12 protein-coding genes are annotated in these 15,126 nt (G+C 62.7%); 8 read left to right on the top strand and 4 right to left on the bottom strand.

Going from position 1 to position 15,126, the window contains the following annotated elements:
* The first annotated feature begins 90 nt into the window (after window positions 1-90).
* The 6 genes from NP945_RS22730 to NP945_RS22705 all read left to right on the top strand — a co-directional run bounded on the left by NP945_RS22730 (window position 91) and on the right by NP945_RS22705 (window position 9,978).
* Window positions 91-1,482, top strand: coding sequence for a TolC family outer membrane protein (locus NP945_RS22730; protein WP_127322716.1), 1,392 nt, complete (start codon window positions 91-93; stop codon window positions 1,480-1,482).
* Between the two features lie 205 nt (window positions 1,483-1,687).
* Window positions 1,688-2,512 carry a PopZ family protein gene (locus tag NP945_RS22725; protein ID WP_127267804.1) on the top strand — a complete coding sequence of 275 codons (825 nt, stop codon included), beginning with the start codon at window positions 1,688-1,690 and terminating at the stop codon, window positions 2,510-2,512.
* A gap of 220 nt (window positions 2,513-2,732) precedes the next feature.
* Window positions 2,733-5,516 (top strand): valine--tRNA ligase, encoded by a 2,784-nt coding sequence (locus NP945_RS22720; protein WP_128308161.1) that lies wholly within the window; start codon window positions 2,733-2,735, stop codon window positions 5,514-5,516.
* Between the two features lie 358 nt (window positions 5,517-5,874).
* The gene (locus NP945_RS22715) at window positions 5,875-7,122 is read left to right on the top strand and encodes an OmpP1/FadL family transporter (protein WP_127267802.1); all 1,248 of its coding nucleotides are present in this window, start codon (window positions 5,875-5,877) and stop codon (window positions 7,120-7,122) included.
* A 305-nt stretch (window positions 7,123-7,427) separates the two neighbouring features.
* The gene (gene ilvD / locus NP945_RS22710; RefSeq protein ID WP_127329521.1) at window positions 7,428-9,152 is read left to right on the top strand and encodes a dihydroxy-acid dehydratase; all 1,725 of its coding nucleotides are present in this window, start codon (window positions 7,428-7,430) and stop codon (window positions 9,150-9,152) included.
* Complete coding sequence (locus tag NP945_RS22705; protein ID WP_127270686.1) at window positions 9,139-9,978, top strand: tetratricopeptide repeat protein; 840 nt, start codon at window positions 9,139-9,141, stop codon at window positions 9,976-9,978. The genes ilvD and NP945_RS22705 overlap by 14 nt, the downstream gene beginning before the upstream one ends.
* A 49-nt stretch (window positions 9,979-10,027) precedes the next feature.
* Here NP945_RS22705 and NP945_RS22700 read toward each other — a convergent pair whose 3' ends face one another.
* The 4 genes from NP945_RS22700 to erpA all read right to left on the bottom strand — a co-directional run bounded on the left by NP945_RS22700 (window position 10,028) and on the right by erpA (window position 11,973).
* Entirely contained in the window at window positions 10,028-10,327 is a 300-nt protein-coding gene (locus NP945_RS22700; RefSeq protein WP_127329519.1) for a hypothetical protein, read from the bottom strand.
* An 89-nt stretch (window positions 10,328-10,416) separates the two neighbouring features.
* On the bottom strand, window positions 10,417-11,211 hold the full coding sequence (gene xth, locus NP945_RS22695; RefSeq protein ID WP_127270660.1) for an exodeoxyribonuclease III: 795 nt from the start codon (window positions 11,209-11,211) through the stop codon (window positions 10,417-10,419).
* A 17-nt stretch (window positions 11,212-11,228) separates the two neighbouring features.
* Window positions 11,229-11,624 carry a VOC family protein gene (locus tag NP945_RS22690; RefSeq protein WP_127329517.1) on the bottom strand — a complete coding sequence of 132 codons (396 nt, stop codon included), beginning with the start codon at window positions 11,622-11,624 and terminating at the stop codon, window positions 11,229-11,231.
* A gap of 1 nt (window position 11,625) precedes the next feature.
* Window positions 11,626-11,973: an iron-sulfur cluster insertion protein ErpA gene (gene erpA, locus NP945_RS22685; protein WP_127270656.1), complete on the bottom strand. Its 348-nt coding sequence runs from the start codon at window positions 11,971-11,973 to the stop codon at window positions 11,626-11,628.
* A 90-nt stretch (window positions 11,974-12,063) separates the two neighbouring features.
* Here erpA and NP945_RS22680 point away from each other — a divergent pair, with 90 nt between their 5' ends.
* Together NP945_RS22680 and argS are read left to right on the top strand one after the other, a co-directional pair.
* Window positions 12,064-13,278, top strand: coding sequence for a deoxyguanosinetriphosphate triphosphohydrolase (locus NP945_RS22680; protein WP_127810259.1), 1,215 nt, complete (start codon window positions 12,064-12,066; stop codon window positions 13,276-13,278).
* A gap of 75 nt (window positions 13,279-13,353) precedes the next feature.
* Window positions 13,354-15,111 carry an arginine--tRNA ligase gene (gene argS / locus NP945_RS22675; RefSeq protein ID WP_256747579.1) on the top strand — a complete coding sequence of 586 codons (1,758 nt, stop codon included), beginning with the start codon at window positions 13,354-13,356 and terminating at the stop codon, window positions 15,109-15,111.
* Window positions 15,112-15,126 lie beyond the last annotated feature (15 nt).

Raw genomic sequence — 15,126 nt, 5'->3', positions numbered from 1 at the left:
AGCAGGGAACATCGAACACGCGGCGCCGGCTGATCAATGAGAGAAGCAGGCGCGGCGCGGTTCCCATGGAAAACGAATGAGGGTTTAACCGTGCCGTCTTTACGCAAGTCACTTTTCACCGCCGTCCTCGTTTCGGCGACCATGCTGTCCCCACTGGCCGCTTCAGCCGAAACCATCTCCGGCGCGCTTGCAAAGGCCTACCAGTACAATTCTTCGCTGAATGCATCCCGCGCCGGCGTTCGCGTCACCGACGAGGGCGTCGCCATCGCCAAGTCGGGCTACCGTCCGGTTGTCACCGGCTCGGCGAATATCGATTATTCGAGCAGCCATCTCAACGGCACCAATTCAAGCGTGCGGCTGACCACCGGCAATTTTGGCGTCCAGATCGACCAGACGCTGTTCGACGGCTTTCAGACCAGGAACAATGTCGCTGCCGCCGAAGCGCAGGTCCGGGCTTCGGTCGAAAGCCTGCGCAACACCGAAGAGGGTATCCTGTTCAGCGCGGCCCAGGCCTATATGAACGTGATTCGCGACCGGCAGGTCGCTGTGCTGACCGAGCAGAACCTGCAGTTCCTGACCGAAACGGCGCGCGCGGCGCGTTCGCGTTTCGAAGTTGGTGAAGGCACGCGCACCGATGTCGCCCAGGCCGACGCTTCACGCGCCGCCGCGGTGGCATCGCTGAGTGCTGCCCGGGCGCAGGCGCTGGCAAGTGCGGCGCTCTATCGCCAGATCGTCGGCGACGAGCCGGGCAAGCTCAAGGGCGCTTCGCCGGTGGCAAAGCTGTTGCCGTCGAGCCTCGCCGCCGCCGTCGGGGTGGCCTCGAACGAGCATCCGGCCATCCTTGCCACGCAGCATCTGGTCGACGCCGCCGCGTTTTCGGTGAAGTCGGCCGAAGGCGCGCTGTTGCCGCAGCTGTCGGCTTCCGCCGGCGTTTCGAGCGCCTATCGCAATACCTCGCCTTTGCCAGGCGTCGGTTCGCAGGATGGCACGACCAATTCGGCCAGTGTCGGGGCAACGCTGACCATCCCGATCTATTCGGGTGGCCGCACCTCGGCGATCGTGCGCCAGAACAAGGAATCACTCAGCCAGGCCCGCATCCAGGTCGACGTCAGCCGCGATCAGGTGCGCCAGGCCGTCACCGCCGCCTGGACCGAGTATACCGCCGCGCAGCAGCAGCTGACGGCCAACAGGCAAGTGATCGAGGCCGCGAAGCTGGCACTGAACGGTGTCATCGAAGAACGCAATGTCGGCCAGCGCACCACGCTCGACGTCCTCAACGCACAGGCGACGGTCATCACCGCCCAGATCAACCAGGCCGGTTACGAACATGATGTGGTGGTGGCGAGCTACGCCATTCTGCAGGCGACCGGCCGTCTGTCCGTCGACCGCCTTGGCTTGCAGGTAGCGAAGTACAAGCCTGAAGAGCATTACAACGCGGTCAAGGACAAGTGGTACGGCCTGCGCACGCCGGACGGCCGCTGAGGCGTTCGGCCAGGACTGGCCGTGTTCCCCGTTTGAGCAGGATCTTTCGCACTCGGGTTCAGATCGCGCTAATCTGTTGAAATCCCACAAGTCCCCAGATTGGGGATTCTCGTGCGGCGATCCGTCGGTTACGCTGTCGCCATGATTCGATCCGGCTCTGCCGGAGCGGAAACCCACAGGGGTCACAAAGGCGGCGGATGTGACGATGGCAACGGCAAGCAGCGCACAGCGCGAACCTTCCATGGAAGAGATACTGGCTTCCATCAGGCGGATCATCGAAGACAGCGACGGCGGCCGCAAGCAGCCGGGCGACGCCGATGAGCTGAGCCAGGATCTGGAGCGCGCGTCGAGCGCCTATGCGGCCCCCGACGTGGAAGCATTCCGTGCCGACCTGCATGCCGCCCCCGAAGGCAGGAAGCCAGTCACGCTGGCGGAAGTCCAGGCACAGTTGCCGGCGGCCGAGCCGGTGGTCGCGCGCATGGAAACGCCTGCGCGCCCCGATCCCAGCCCGGCAAAGCCATCGATGACACTTGCCGAAGTTAGCGCCCGCGTCGCCGCCGAGCCAATCACGGTTGAATCGCCGGGATCGCGTCCTGTCGCCGACGCTTCCATCGCCGATTGGCGTCGTGAGATCGCCGCGGTCGGTGAGCAGGCGAGGGCGGTGTCGGACCGGAGCGAGGCACGCAAGACGGCTGCCCAGCCGTCCGTGGAGACTCCAAGGGATGAACCGACCGCGAAAGTAGCCGTCGAACCCGAGCCGTCTCGTCCGGATGCAAGCGTGGTGCGGCCGGTGGCGGCCAGCGACGCGCCGCGTCCGGCGATCGTTTCCGAGCATACCGGCCGTCAGGTCGCGGCTGCCTTTGGCGAGCTTTCCGATGCGTTTGCCAGCCGCAGCAAGAAGACATTCGACGAGATGGCCGAAGAGATGCTGCGGCCGATGCTGCAGGATTGGCTGGACAACAATCTGCCGACACTGGTCGAAAGACTGGTGCGCGAGGAGATCGAGCGCGTGGCGCGCGGGGCGCAGTAGCTCCCCATGCCGATTGCCAGAGGAAACGGCGCCTTCGTGGCGCCGTTTCTTTTGGTGAGGTCAGTTTGTTGGCAGGACGGCGGATCGCTTTCCGTTGAAATGACCAAGGCCGCGCCTATCTGGTTGTGAGGGTCCGAGACAGCCCTTGCGGTTGACTTGGCCAAAACCTTCCGATTTACACCGGACCAGCAAAACTCCCGACAGCGCGGACCATTTTCCCATGCTTGAAAAGACCTACGACGCCAAAACCGTCGAGCCGAAGATCGCCAAAGTCTGGGAAGAGGCCGACGCGTTTCGCGCCGGTGCCGGCGCCGAGGAGGGGGCGGAAGCATTTACGATCGTCATCCCGCCGCCGAACGTTACCGGCTCGCTGCATATGGGCCACGCGCTCAACAACACGCTGCAGGATATATTGGTGCGCTTCGAGCGCATGCGCGGCAAGAACGTCCTGTGGCAGCCGGGCATGGACCATGCCGGTATTGCCACGCAGATGGTTGTCGAGCGGCAGCTGATGGAAAAGCAAATCCATCGCCGCGACCTGACCCGCGAGCAGTTTATCGAGAAAGTGTGGGAGTGGAAGGCCGAATCCGGCGGCGCCATCTTCAACCAGCTGAAGCGGCTGGGCGCCTCGGCCGACTGGTCACGCGAACGCTTCACCATGGACGAAGGCCTGTCCAAAGCCGTGCTCGAAGTGTTCGTCACGCTCTACAAGGAAGGGCTGATCTACAAGGACAAGCGCCTTGTGAACTGGGACCCCAAGCTGCTCACCGCGATCTCCGATCTCGAGGTCGAGCAGCAGGATGTCAACGGCAATCTCTGGCACTTCCGCTATCCCATAGAGGGCCAGGTCTTCGACCCGGAAAACCCAACAACCTTCATCACCGTGGCGACGACGCGCCCGGAGACGATGCTGGGCGACACGGCCGTCGCCGTGCACCCTGACGACGAGCGCTTCCGGCATCTGGTCGGCAAGAACATCGTCCTGCCGATCGTCGGTCGCAGGATTCCCGTGGTGGCGGACGAGTATTCCGATCCGGAAAAGGGTTCGGGCGCGGTCAAGATCACGCCGGCGCATGACTTCAACGACTTCGAGGTCGGCAAGCGCCACAAGCTGCCGGCGATCAATATCCTGACCATGGAGGCGGCGGTGAGCCTCAGGAACAATGAGGATTTCCTTGCCGGTCTCGAGGTGACGCCGGAGCGCCAGCTTGTCTGGGACGAACTTGATGGCCTCGATCGCTTCGTCGCGCGCAAGAAGATCGTCGAACTGATGGAAGAGGGCGGCTTCCTCGAAAAGGTCGAGCCGCATCGCCACGCGGTGCCGCATGGCGATCGCGGCGGCGTGCCGATCGAGCCGTTCCTGACCGAGCAATGGTATGCCAATGCGGCGGAACTGGCCAAGCCGGCAATCGCTTCAGTGCGCCAAGGTCGCACGAACTTCGTGCCGAAGAACTGGGAGAAGACCTATTTCGACTGGATGGAGAACATCCAGCCCTGGTGCATCTCGCGCCAGCTGTGGTGGGGTCACCAGATCCCGGCCTGGTACGGGCCGGACGGGCGCGTCTTCGTCGAGAAGACCGAGGAAGAGGCGCTGAGCGCCGCGATCGAATTCTATCTGGCGCTGGAAGGACCGTGGAAGGCCTGGGTCGAGGACAAGCTGGAGAACTTCAAGCCGGGCGAGATCCTGACCCGCGACGAGGATGTGCTGGACACCTGGTTCTCATCGGCGCTGTGGCCGTTTTCGACGCTGGGTTGGCCGGACGAGACGCCCGAGCTGAAGACCTACTACCAGACCGACGTGCTGGTGACAGGCTTCGACATCATCTTCTTCTGGGTCGCCCGCATGATGATGATGGGCCTGCACTTCATGGAAGAGGAGCCGTTCCACACCGTCTATGTCCATGCGCTGGTGCGCGACAAGAACGGGCAGAAGATGTCGAAGTCGAAAGGCAACGTCATCGATCCGCTCGACCTTATCGACGAATATGGCGCGGATGCACTGCGCTTCACCCTGACGGTGATGGCGGCGCAAGGCCGTGACGTGAAGCTCGATCCGGCGCGCATCGCCGGCTATCGCAATTTCGGCACCAAGCTGTGGAACGCGACGCGCTTCGCCGAAATGAACGAGGTCGCGCGCAATGACGATTTCTGGCTGAACGACGCCAAGCTGGCGGTCAACCGCTGGATCCTCACCGAACTGACGCGCGCGGCGCGCGAAATCACCGACGGCATCACCTCATACCGCTTCAACGAGGCGGCGGGTGCTGCTTACCGCTTTGTCTGGAACCTGTTCTGTGACTGGTATCTGGAATTGCTGAAGCCGGTGTTCATGGGCACCGACGAGGCGGCCAAGGCCGAAAGCCGTGCCTGCGTCGCCTTCGTGCTCGACGAGATCTACAAGCTGCTGCATCCGATGATGCCGTTCATGACCGAGGAACTGTGGGCGCAGACCGCTGGCGAAGGCAAGCAACGCCCCTCGCTGCTGTGCCACGCCGCGTGGCCGTCGCCGGACTTCGAAGACGCCGAGGCTGCAGCCGACATCAATTGGCTGGTCGATCTCGTCTCCGGCATCCGCTCGGTGCGCTCGGAGATGAACGTGCCGCCGGCAGCCATTGCACCGCTCGTCGTGGTCGGCGCCAACGCTGTGACACGCGAACGACTTGTCCGCGAAGAATCGGCGATCAAGCGGCTGGCGCGGGTCGGCGACATCTCGCTTGCCGATGTCGCGCCCAAGGGTTCGGCGCAGATCGTGCTCAACGAGGCGACGATCTGCCTGCCGCTTGGCAGCCTGATCGACCTCGCCGCCGAGGCCGCTCGGCTGCAGAAGGAACTGGCCAAGGTGACCGAGGAGATCGCGCGCCTGCACAAGAAGCTGTCGAACGAAAGGTTCGTCGCCAGCGCGCCGGCCGAGATCGTCGATGCCGAGCGTGAAAAGCTCGCTGAATACCGCGATGCGCAGGACAAGCTGTCGGTCGCGTTGGCCAGGGTTCGCGACGCCGGTTGAGGATAGATTCGCGAGACTTTAGCCCTCTCTAAAGTGCTGGTTTTTCGCGTTGAAAATCTGCATGCCGTTGCGTTAATATTGACGTAAACGGAAGTTTTAGCCCCATTGTTGCCATAATGTAACAATGGGGCTCCTGGAGCCCAAAAAAGGCCTGTTTTCGAGCCTTTTTGGATGGTTCTCTCTGTTTTTTGAGAGCCGCTCAGCCTTCACAGACCATTTTTCGGCTTTGCCGCACTAGGTTGCATTTCCTCGAAAATGCGCCTGGCCAATGCGTACATGTACGCCCGCGAATTCGTTGTTGCACCGTTAACCTGAATTGGTTCTAGCTTGATGCACTCGAATTCGGGGAGGACATTTCATGACTATTCTGCGACTGAAAGCGCTGCTGGGAGCTGGCTGCTTTTCGCTGGCTTTGATCGGGACGGCGATGAATCCGGCACATGCCGGCGGCCTGGAGCGCGGCGGTTACGATATCGATTTGCTGTTCGATCCGGCTCCGTTCGCGACCGAAGCGGAATCGACCTATGTGATGCCGCAACGCAAGCTCAAGAATGCGGTGGACACCAACCCGCTCGACGGCGATTTGACGCCTCTGGGCAGCACGGCGAAGGACAGCGAGAGCTATTGGGTGCCGCGGATCGGCGTCAAGGCGCAGATCGTCCAGGGTGTCGACTGTATGTTCGACTATTCCCAGCCTTGGGGTGCGCACACAAATCCGGGTCTTTGGGCCGGTGCCCAGTCCAACATGGAAACCGATATCAAAAGCAACAACTACGCCACAACCTGCTCCTACAAGATGGACGCCGGCAAAGGCCAGGTTCGCTTCATCGGCGGCGTCTACTACCAGGAAGTCTATGGCTTCAAGCAGGACCTGATATCGCCGCTGGTGCCGGATTTCCAGGGTACCGGGCGTGTCGATCTCAAGGGGACCGGCTGGGGCTGGCGCGCCGGCCTGGCCTATGAAATCCCCGAGATCGCACTGCGCGCCAGCCTCGTCTACAATTCGCGGGTCAAGCTCGACAATATCTCGGGCACGCTGGATTTGACGCATGTTGGCAGCGTGGTGCTGCCGATCTACGGCTCAACGCAATACATGCCGGATACAGTCGAATTGAAATTGCAGTCAGGCATTGCGCCAGGCTGGCTCGCCTTCGGTTCGCTCAAGTGGGTCAATTGGAGCCTGCTGCAGAGCGTTCCGATTTGCGTCGTAGGTACCCCCGCAGGGGCATGCGTCACTGGTGATGCTCTCCATTCGGGCCAGATCACCTCGCTGGACCTGATGTATCGTGACGGCTGGACAGTTACCGGCGGCATTGGCCACAAGTTCAACGATCAGTGGAGTGCTGCCGGCCAGCTTTCCTGGGATCGCGGCACGTCGCATGGCTATGGCTCGCAGACCGATACCTGGACACTGGGCGGCGGCGTCGCCTTTACGCCCAAGCCGAACATCGAAGTGCGTCTGGCCGGCGCGGTTGGGGTGCTGACCAGCGGCCATTCTGGAGCGTTGGCTGGTGAGAACGGATACGTCGCCGGCACGGATGTCAGCTACGACTTCGGCAACGATCTGGTCACGGCGATTTCAGGTGGCCTTAAGATCAAGTTCTAAGTCTCTGACAATTATAACAAAAGGCCGGGGATTGCCCGGCCTTTTTTGTTTGGGATCGCATCGCCCCGATTTGTCTCATCCAAGCTGCGTTGCATATTATCCGTACCGCTTTCGCCTCCTGCTATTGTGATGTTTTGGCAACACTTTCTGAGCAACCCCTGCGCTGGAAGCCGGGCTGAGGAAATTGCCTATTTCCCGCCATAAACCCGGCGCACCTCGATCTGGTCTCGGGACACGCGCCAAAAGGCTCGGCGAGGGGGCAGCCGCTCCGCCCCATTTGCAGGGAAGATGGGGCAAGGAAGAGTATGGACGCCAAAGTCATCTCCAAGGCTAAGCTCCCTAGCCGCTATGTGACCGTCGGTCCGGCGCGTGCGCCGCATCGTTCCTATCTCTATGCCATGGGTTTGTCGGCGGCCGAGATTGCCCAGCCGCTGGTCGGGGTCGCCTCCTGCTGGAACGAGGCGGCGCCCTGCAACATCTCGCTGATGCGCCAGGCGCAGGTGGTCAAGAAGGGCGTCGCGTCCGCCAGCGGCACGCCGCGCGAATTCTGCACCATCACCGTCACCGACGGCATCGCCATGGGTCACCAGGGCATGAAGTCGTCGCTGGTGTCGCGCGAGGTCATCGCCGATTCGGTCGAACTCACCATGCGCGGCCATTGCTACGATGCGCTGGTCGGGCTGGCCGGCTGCGACAAGTCGCTGCCCGGCATGATGATGGCCATGGTGCGGCTCAACGTGCCGTCAATCTTCATCTATGGCGGTTCGATCCTGCCCGGCAGCTATCGCGGCCGCCAGATCACCGTGCAGGATGTGTTCGAGGCGGTCGGCCAGCACTCGGTAGGCACCATCGATGATGCCGAACTTCTCGAAATCGAGCAGGCGGCCTGCCCGTCGGCCGGCTCCTGCGGCGCCCAGTTCACCGCCAACACCATGGCCACCGTTGCCGAGGCGATCGGCCTGGCGCTGCCCTATTCCTGTGGCGCGCCGGCCCCCTATGAAATGCGCGACCGGTTCAATTTCGCCTCCGGCGAAAAGATCATGGAGCTGATCGCGAAAAACATCCGGCCGCGCGACATCGTCACGCTGAAGGCGCTGGAGAATGCGGCCACCGTGGTCTCGGCCACCGGCGGTTCGACCAACGCGGCACTCCATCTGCCGGCGATCGCCCACGAGGCCGGCATCAAGTTCGACCTGTTCGACGTGGCCAAGATTTTCGAGAAGACGCCTTACATCGCCGACCTCAAGCCGGGCGGCAAATATGTCGCCAAGGACATGTTCGAGGCCGGCGGCATTCCGCTGCTGATGAAGACGCTGCTCGACCACGGCTATCTGCATGGCGACTGCATGACCGTGACTGGCCGCACTTTGGCCGAAAACATGCAGCACGTTGTCTGGAATGAGCATCAGGATGTGGTCCGCCCGGCCAACACACCCATTACCCAAACCGGCGGTGTCGTGGGCTTGAAGGGAAACCTTGCCCCCGAAGGCGCGATCGTGAAGGTCGCGGGCATGGCGGAGTTGAAGTTCTCCGGCCCGGCACGCTGCTTCGATTCGGAAGAGGAATGTTTCGAGGCGGTGACGCATCGCAACTACAGGGAAGGCGAGGTTCTCGTCATCCGCTACGAAGGACCGCGCGGCGGCCCCGGCATGCGCGAGATGCTGTCGACGACGGCAGCGCTGTACGGCCAGGGCATGGGCGGCAAGGTGGCGCTGATCACCGACGGGCGCTTCTCGGGCGCGACGCGCGGTTTCTGCATCGGCCATGTCGGCCCCGAGGCAGCCGTGGGCGGCCCGATCGGACTGCTCAGGGATGGTGACGTGATCTCGATCGACGCGGTGAGCGGCACGATCGACGTGGCGTTGTCCGATAGCGAACTGGCGGCGAGGGCAAAGACGTGGAAGGCGCGCGCGACCGACTATCAGTCGGGCGCGATATGGAAATATGCACAGACGGTAGGGCCGGCGCGCGATGGCGCGGTGACCCATCCGGGCGGTGCGAAAGAAACACACTGTTATGCGGACATCTGAGTTGTTGAGGTCGTCTGTTTTTTCGGCACTGGTCGTGGCCGCCACATTTGGCGCGACCTTTGGCGCCGTGGGCCAGGCCATGGCCTTCGACGACAAGGTGTTCGACGACAAGACCGGGGTGAAGCCGCAATCCAGCCCCTGGGCGGTCTTCCAGTTCGGCTTCTCCGCCTACAAGAACGGCCACAAGGAACAGGCTGCCGAGGCCTATAAATACGCTGCCGAAAACGGCCAGATCGGTGCCACCTGGAAGCTTGCCCGCATGTATGCCGAGGGCGACGGCGTGGCGCGCGACGACTATGAGGCGTTCAAGTTCTTCTCCGAGATCGTCGACCAGGACGTCGAGCCCGGCTCGCCTGAGGAAAGCTATGTCTCCGACGCGCTGGTGGCGCTTGGCGACTATTTGCGCACGGGCATTCCCGGCAGCCCGGTCGCCGAGAACGAGGTGGCGGCCCAGGAATATTACATGCGCGCCGCCGCCAACTACCGCAATCCGAACGCGCAGTTCGAGATGGGGCAGATGTTCTTGAAGGGCGAGGGCGGCGTGAAGGCCAGTGTCAAGCAGGCCGGGCGCTGGTTCCAACTCGCCGCCGAGAAAGGCCATGCCGGCGCCCAGGCGACACTGGGCCATTTGTTGTTCCAGAGCGGCAAGATCGTTCGCGGCCTGGCGATGATGACGGCAGCGCTCGAACGCGCTTCGCCGGCTGACCAGCCCTGGATCCGCGGCATGCAGGAAGAGGCATTCGCCACCGCCGGCGAGGCCGACCGCCGCACCGCAATCTCGCTGGCCGATGATATCCTCACCAAGGGCAACAACGCGGACCAGTAGTCTCGCGGCTGCGTCAGCTTCACCAGCAGCACTCGATTTTCGATCGCGATCAGTTCTCGATCGGCTCCGTCGGCACCATGCTGGGCGCCGGCATCGAGATCGGCGTGACATGGGGGTGTGGCGCCACGGTGTTTTCCGGGCAGCTATCCCCGATCTTCGTCCATGATGTGTTGTTGAGCACCATGTCGCAGCGGGCCAGATGGCTCTGCTCGGCCACCGTCAGGCAGGCGACCTGGCCAAGCTGGTAGGATTTTCCATTGGCCAGGCATTCCTGGTCGGCAAATGCCGCACCGGGAGCGGCCATGGCAAATGCCAGGCCGATCGGACAAAGATGAAATCGTGCGCTCATGGAACCCCAGCCGCCATGCTGGACCGCAATGAACGGCGCGAAATGTGGCGATATGAGGTCCAGCGCCTGCGTGCCCGGCGAGGGTTCTCTCAGGCCGGCTGAAGCGCGAGATCGATCGCCACGGGGACGTGATCGGACGGTTTTTCCCAGGCGCGCACGTGCTTTTCGATCGACGCGGAAGAAAACCGGTTGGCGGCTTCCGGCGACAAAAGCAGGTGGTCGATGCGGATGCCGTTGTTCTTCTGCCAGGCGCCGGCCTGATAGTCCCAGAACGTGTAGGTGTCGTGCGCGTCGGTGACCGCGCGCACCGCCTCGGTGAAACCAAGGTTGAGCAGCCGGCGGAAGGCTTGTCGCGTCTGCGGCTGGAACAGCGCGTCGCCCAGCCAGTTCTCCGGAAACCGCGCGTCGATCCGCTCGGGAATCACGTTGTAGTCGCCGGCGAGCACCAGGGCCTCCTCAAGTCTCAGCCGTTCTTCGGCCCAGCGCTCCAGCCGCGCCATCCAGGACAGCTTGTAAGGAAACTTCTTCTCGTCATCGATCGGATTGCCGTTCGGCAGATAGAGCGAGGCGACGCGCAAGGCGCCCTTGTCGGTCGAGAAAACGCCTTCGATGAAACGCGCCTGTTCATCGGCATCGTCGCCGGGCAGGCCCCGGATGACTTCGTCGAAGCGCAGCTTCGACAACAGGGCCACGCCGTTGAAACCCTTCTGGCCATGGGTTTCGACATTGTAGCCAAGCGCCTCGATCTCGGCGCGCGGGAATTGCTCGTCGACGGTCTTGATCTCCTGCAGGCAGACGATGTCGGGTGCGCTCTCGGTCAGCCAATGGGTGAGATTGCCAATGCGGGCGCGGACACCGTTGATGTTCCAGGTGACGATTTTCATGGCGGTCTCGATGCTGTTCAGTTGGATTCTTGCGGCGGATGGCGTTCGACGAGGCCAATCGTATTGCCAGCCGGGTCCTTTAGGAAGGCCATCCATTCGCTTTCCCCCGCTGGACCGAACTGGCCCTCCGTGTCGCGATGGACAAGTGTTGGCGGCGCGGTGAAGGGTACGCCTGCCGCGACCGCAGAGGCATGGAAGTCATCGAGGCCGGATATGTCGAGATAGACGGTTCCGGCCGGTATGCCGTCAGTGAACAGCAGCCTGATATCGCCGGCCATGATGAAGGCGATGCCCGGCGGATCGAAGCGCGCATGAACCGCCATGCCGAGCACGTCGCGCCAGAAAGCCAGCGTGGTGTCGAGATCACGGCCAGCCGACAGCGCGATCTGACGGATCGCACCAATGGCAGGCATTCTATATGGAGAAACTCGTGCCGCAGCCGCAGGAGGCGACGGCGTTCGGGTTGCGGATCTGGAACGACTGGCCCATCAGATCGTCGACGAAATCGATCACAGAGCCGCCCATATAGACCAGCGACAGGTCGTCGATCAGCACGGTGGCACCGTCCTTCTCGATGGCGACATCGTCGTCGTTGCGCGTATCGACCAGGTCGAACTTGTAGGAGAAGCCCGAGCAGCCGCCGCCTTCGACCGACACGCGCAGCGCTGTCTTGCCGGCCTCGTTCGAGACAATCCTGGCGATCCGCCTGGCGGCGGCCTCGGTCATATCGACTTTCATGGCAGTCTTGGCATCAGCGCCCATGGGCGTCACCTTGCTTTCGGTTTCACATGATAGGTATGAAGCGCGAGGGGCCAAGTCAACCTGGCTAAGTCAACTGCGGCAGCATCAGCCATGACCAACGAGTTGGGCGACATCGGATTCGGCTATCGGCCGCGCGCCGCCTATGCCTGCGATCCGGCAAAGTCGCGCGGACGGCTGTTCGACGAGGTGGAAAGCCCGACCCGCACGCCATTCCAGCGTGACCGTGACCGCATCATCCATTCGACGGCCTTCCGGCGGCTCAAGCACAAGACGCAGGTCTTCATCGCGCATGAAGGCGACCATTATCGCACCCGGCTGACCCATTCGATCGAAGTGGCGCAGATAGCGCGCGCCCTGGCACGGGCGCTGCGCGGCGACGAGGATCTCGCTGAGGCGGTGGCGCTGGTGCATGATTTCGGCCACACCCCCTTCGGCCACACCGGCGAGGACGCGCTGAACGAAAAGATGGCCGCCTGGGGCGGCTTCGACCACAACGCGCAATCGCTGCGCATCGTGACGAGGCTGGAGGCGCGCTACGCCGAGTTCGATGGGCTCAACCTGACCTGGGAAACGCTGGAAGGCCTGGTCAAGCACAATGGGCCGCTGACGGACGCCAACGGCAAGGGTCTGAAAGGGCCGGTGCCGCAGGCGATCCGTGATTACTCTGAACTGCACGATCTCGAACTCGACCGGTTTGCCGGCATCGAGGCGCAATGCGCGGCGATCGCTGACGACATAGCCTACAACACGCATGACATCGATGACGGCTTGAGGGCAGGGCTCTTGACGCTGGACATGCTGGAGACGGTTTCGCTGCCGGGAACGATCCTGAAAGGCGTTCGGGCACGCTATCCCTCCCTCGATGATGTGCGCACTGGCCACGAGCTGATGCGGCGGCAGATAACCGCCATGGTCGAGGACGTGATCAAGTCGACGACCGCCAATCTCGATCGCATCAGGCCGCGGAGCGCCGATGCGGTGAGGGCAGCTGGCGAGACGATGGTGGTTTTCTCGGCCGAAATGGCTGCCTTGGAGAAAGAACTGAAGGCCTTCCTGTACAAGCACCTCTACCGGCACGCGGAGGTTATGCGGGTGCGCGCGGACGCCGAGCAGATCGTCAAAAATCTGTTCGACGCCTATTTCGCCGATCCGCGCGCCATGCCGGACGGCTGGCGCGAGGGGCTGGATCGGGCCGACGACCGCATCAAGGCGCGCAGCGTCGCCGACTTCCTGGCGGGTATGACCGACACCTACGCGCTCAAGGAACACCGGCGTTTGTTTGACCATACGCCTGAATTGGGCTAGGGCGGGCTCGATTTTGCCGGCCAACGAGCCGGATTCGCTGCAAAGCCGCCAGAGCCAGACCCCAGAGTCACACAAATGAACATCTTCGCCGATTTCACCGCGCGAATCATAAAAGCCGTCGAAGCGCTTGATCTGAAAGACAAAGACGGCGTTTCGCCTGACCTGTCGCGCATTGCCGTCGAGCCGCCGCGCGACGCCAGCCACGGCGACCTGGCGACCAATGCGGCGATGGTGCTGGCCAAGCCGACCGGCCAGAACCCGCGCGCGCTGGCCGAAAGACTGGCGCAGGCGCTGCGCGACGACAAGGATGTCGCGGCGACGGAAGTGGCTGGGCCCGGTTTCGTCAATCTCAGGCTCAAGGACGGCTTCTGGCAGGCACATCTGACCGCACTGCTCGGCGAGGGCCGCAACTATGGCCGCTCGACGGTTGGCGGCGGCAGGAAGACCAATGTCGAATATGTCTCGGCCAATCCGACCGGGCCGATGCATGTCGGCCATTGCCGGGGTGCTGTCGTCGGCGACGCGCTCGCCAATCTGATGGCCTTCGCCGGCTACGACGTGACCAAGGAATATGTCATCAACGACGCCGGCTCGCAGATCGACGTGCTCGGCCGTTCCGCATTCCTGCGCTACCGCGAAGCGCTGGGCGACGATATCGGCGAAATACCCGCCGGTCTCTATCCCGGCGATTACCTGGTGCCCGTCGGCCAGGCGCTGGTCGCGGAATACGGCCGCTCGCTTCTGCAGATGCCCGATGACGAGGCGCTCGCCATCGTCAAGGATCGCACCATCGATGCGATGATGGCGATGATCCGCGAGGACCTTGCGATGCTCAACGTGCATCACGACGTGTTCTTCTCCGAGCGCACGTTGCACGCCGACAAAGCCAGGAAGATCCGCTCCGCGATCAACGATCTGACGCTGAAGGGCCATATCTACAAGGGCAAGCTTCCGCCGCCCAAGGGCGAGAAACCCGACGATTGGGAGGATCGCGAGCAGACGCTGTTCCGCTCGACCGCGGTCGGCGACGACATGGACCGGGCGCTGGTCAAGTCCGATGGCTCGTTCACCTATTTCGCCGCCGACGTCGCTTATCTCAAGGACAAGGTCGATCGCGGTTTCGTCGACCTGATCTATGTGCTCGGCGCCGACCATGGCGGCTACGTCAAGCGGCTGGAGGCCCTGGCGCGGGCGATTGCCGGCGACGAGGTGAAGCTCACTGTCCTGCTGTGCAATCTGGTCAAGCTGTTTCGCGAGGGCGAACCGGTGCGCATGTCGAAGCGGTCGGGCGATTTCGTGACGCTGCGCGAAGTGGTGGAGGAGGTCGGCCGCGACGCGATCCGCTTCATGATGCTCTACCGCAAGAACGATGCGCCCCTGGATTTCGATTTCGCCAAGGTGACCGAGCAGTCCAAGGACAATCCGGTGTTCTATGTCCAGTACGCCTCGGCGCGCTGTCATTCGGTGTTCCGGCAGGCGAGCGAGCAACTGGGCGAAGCCAATTTCGACCGCAACAGCCTGGCGTCGGCCGCGGCATTGCTGACCGACGAGGGCGAGATCGGCCTGATCCGCAAGCTTGCCGAATACCCGCGGCTGATCGAGTCCGCCGCCCTTGCGCTCGAGCCGCATCGGCTGGCATTTTACCTCTATGATCTGGCCTCCAGCTTCCACGGACACTGGAACCGTGGCACGGATAATCCGGACTTACGTTTTGTTAAGGTTAACGACCGACAATTGACGCATGCCAGACTAGGGCTGGTGCAGGCTGTTTCGGACGTTTTGACGTCCGGCCTGACGTTGATCGGAGCCGCCGCGCCCACCGAAATGCGTTAGGTTTGACTAAATAAC

The sequence above is a fragment of the Mesorhizobium sp. LMG17149 genome (assembly GCF_024518695.1).
Lineage (GTDB): Bacteria > Pseudomonadota > Alphaproteobacteria > Rhizobiales > Rhizobiaceae > Mesorhizobium.
This window is presented reverse-complemented; position numbering and strand designations above follow the sequence as displayed.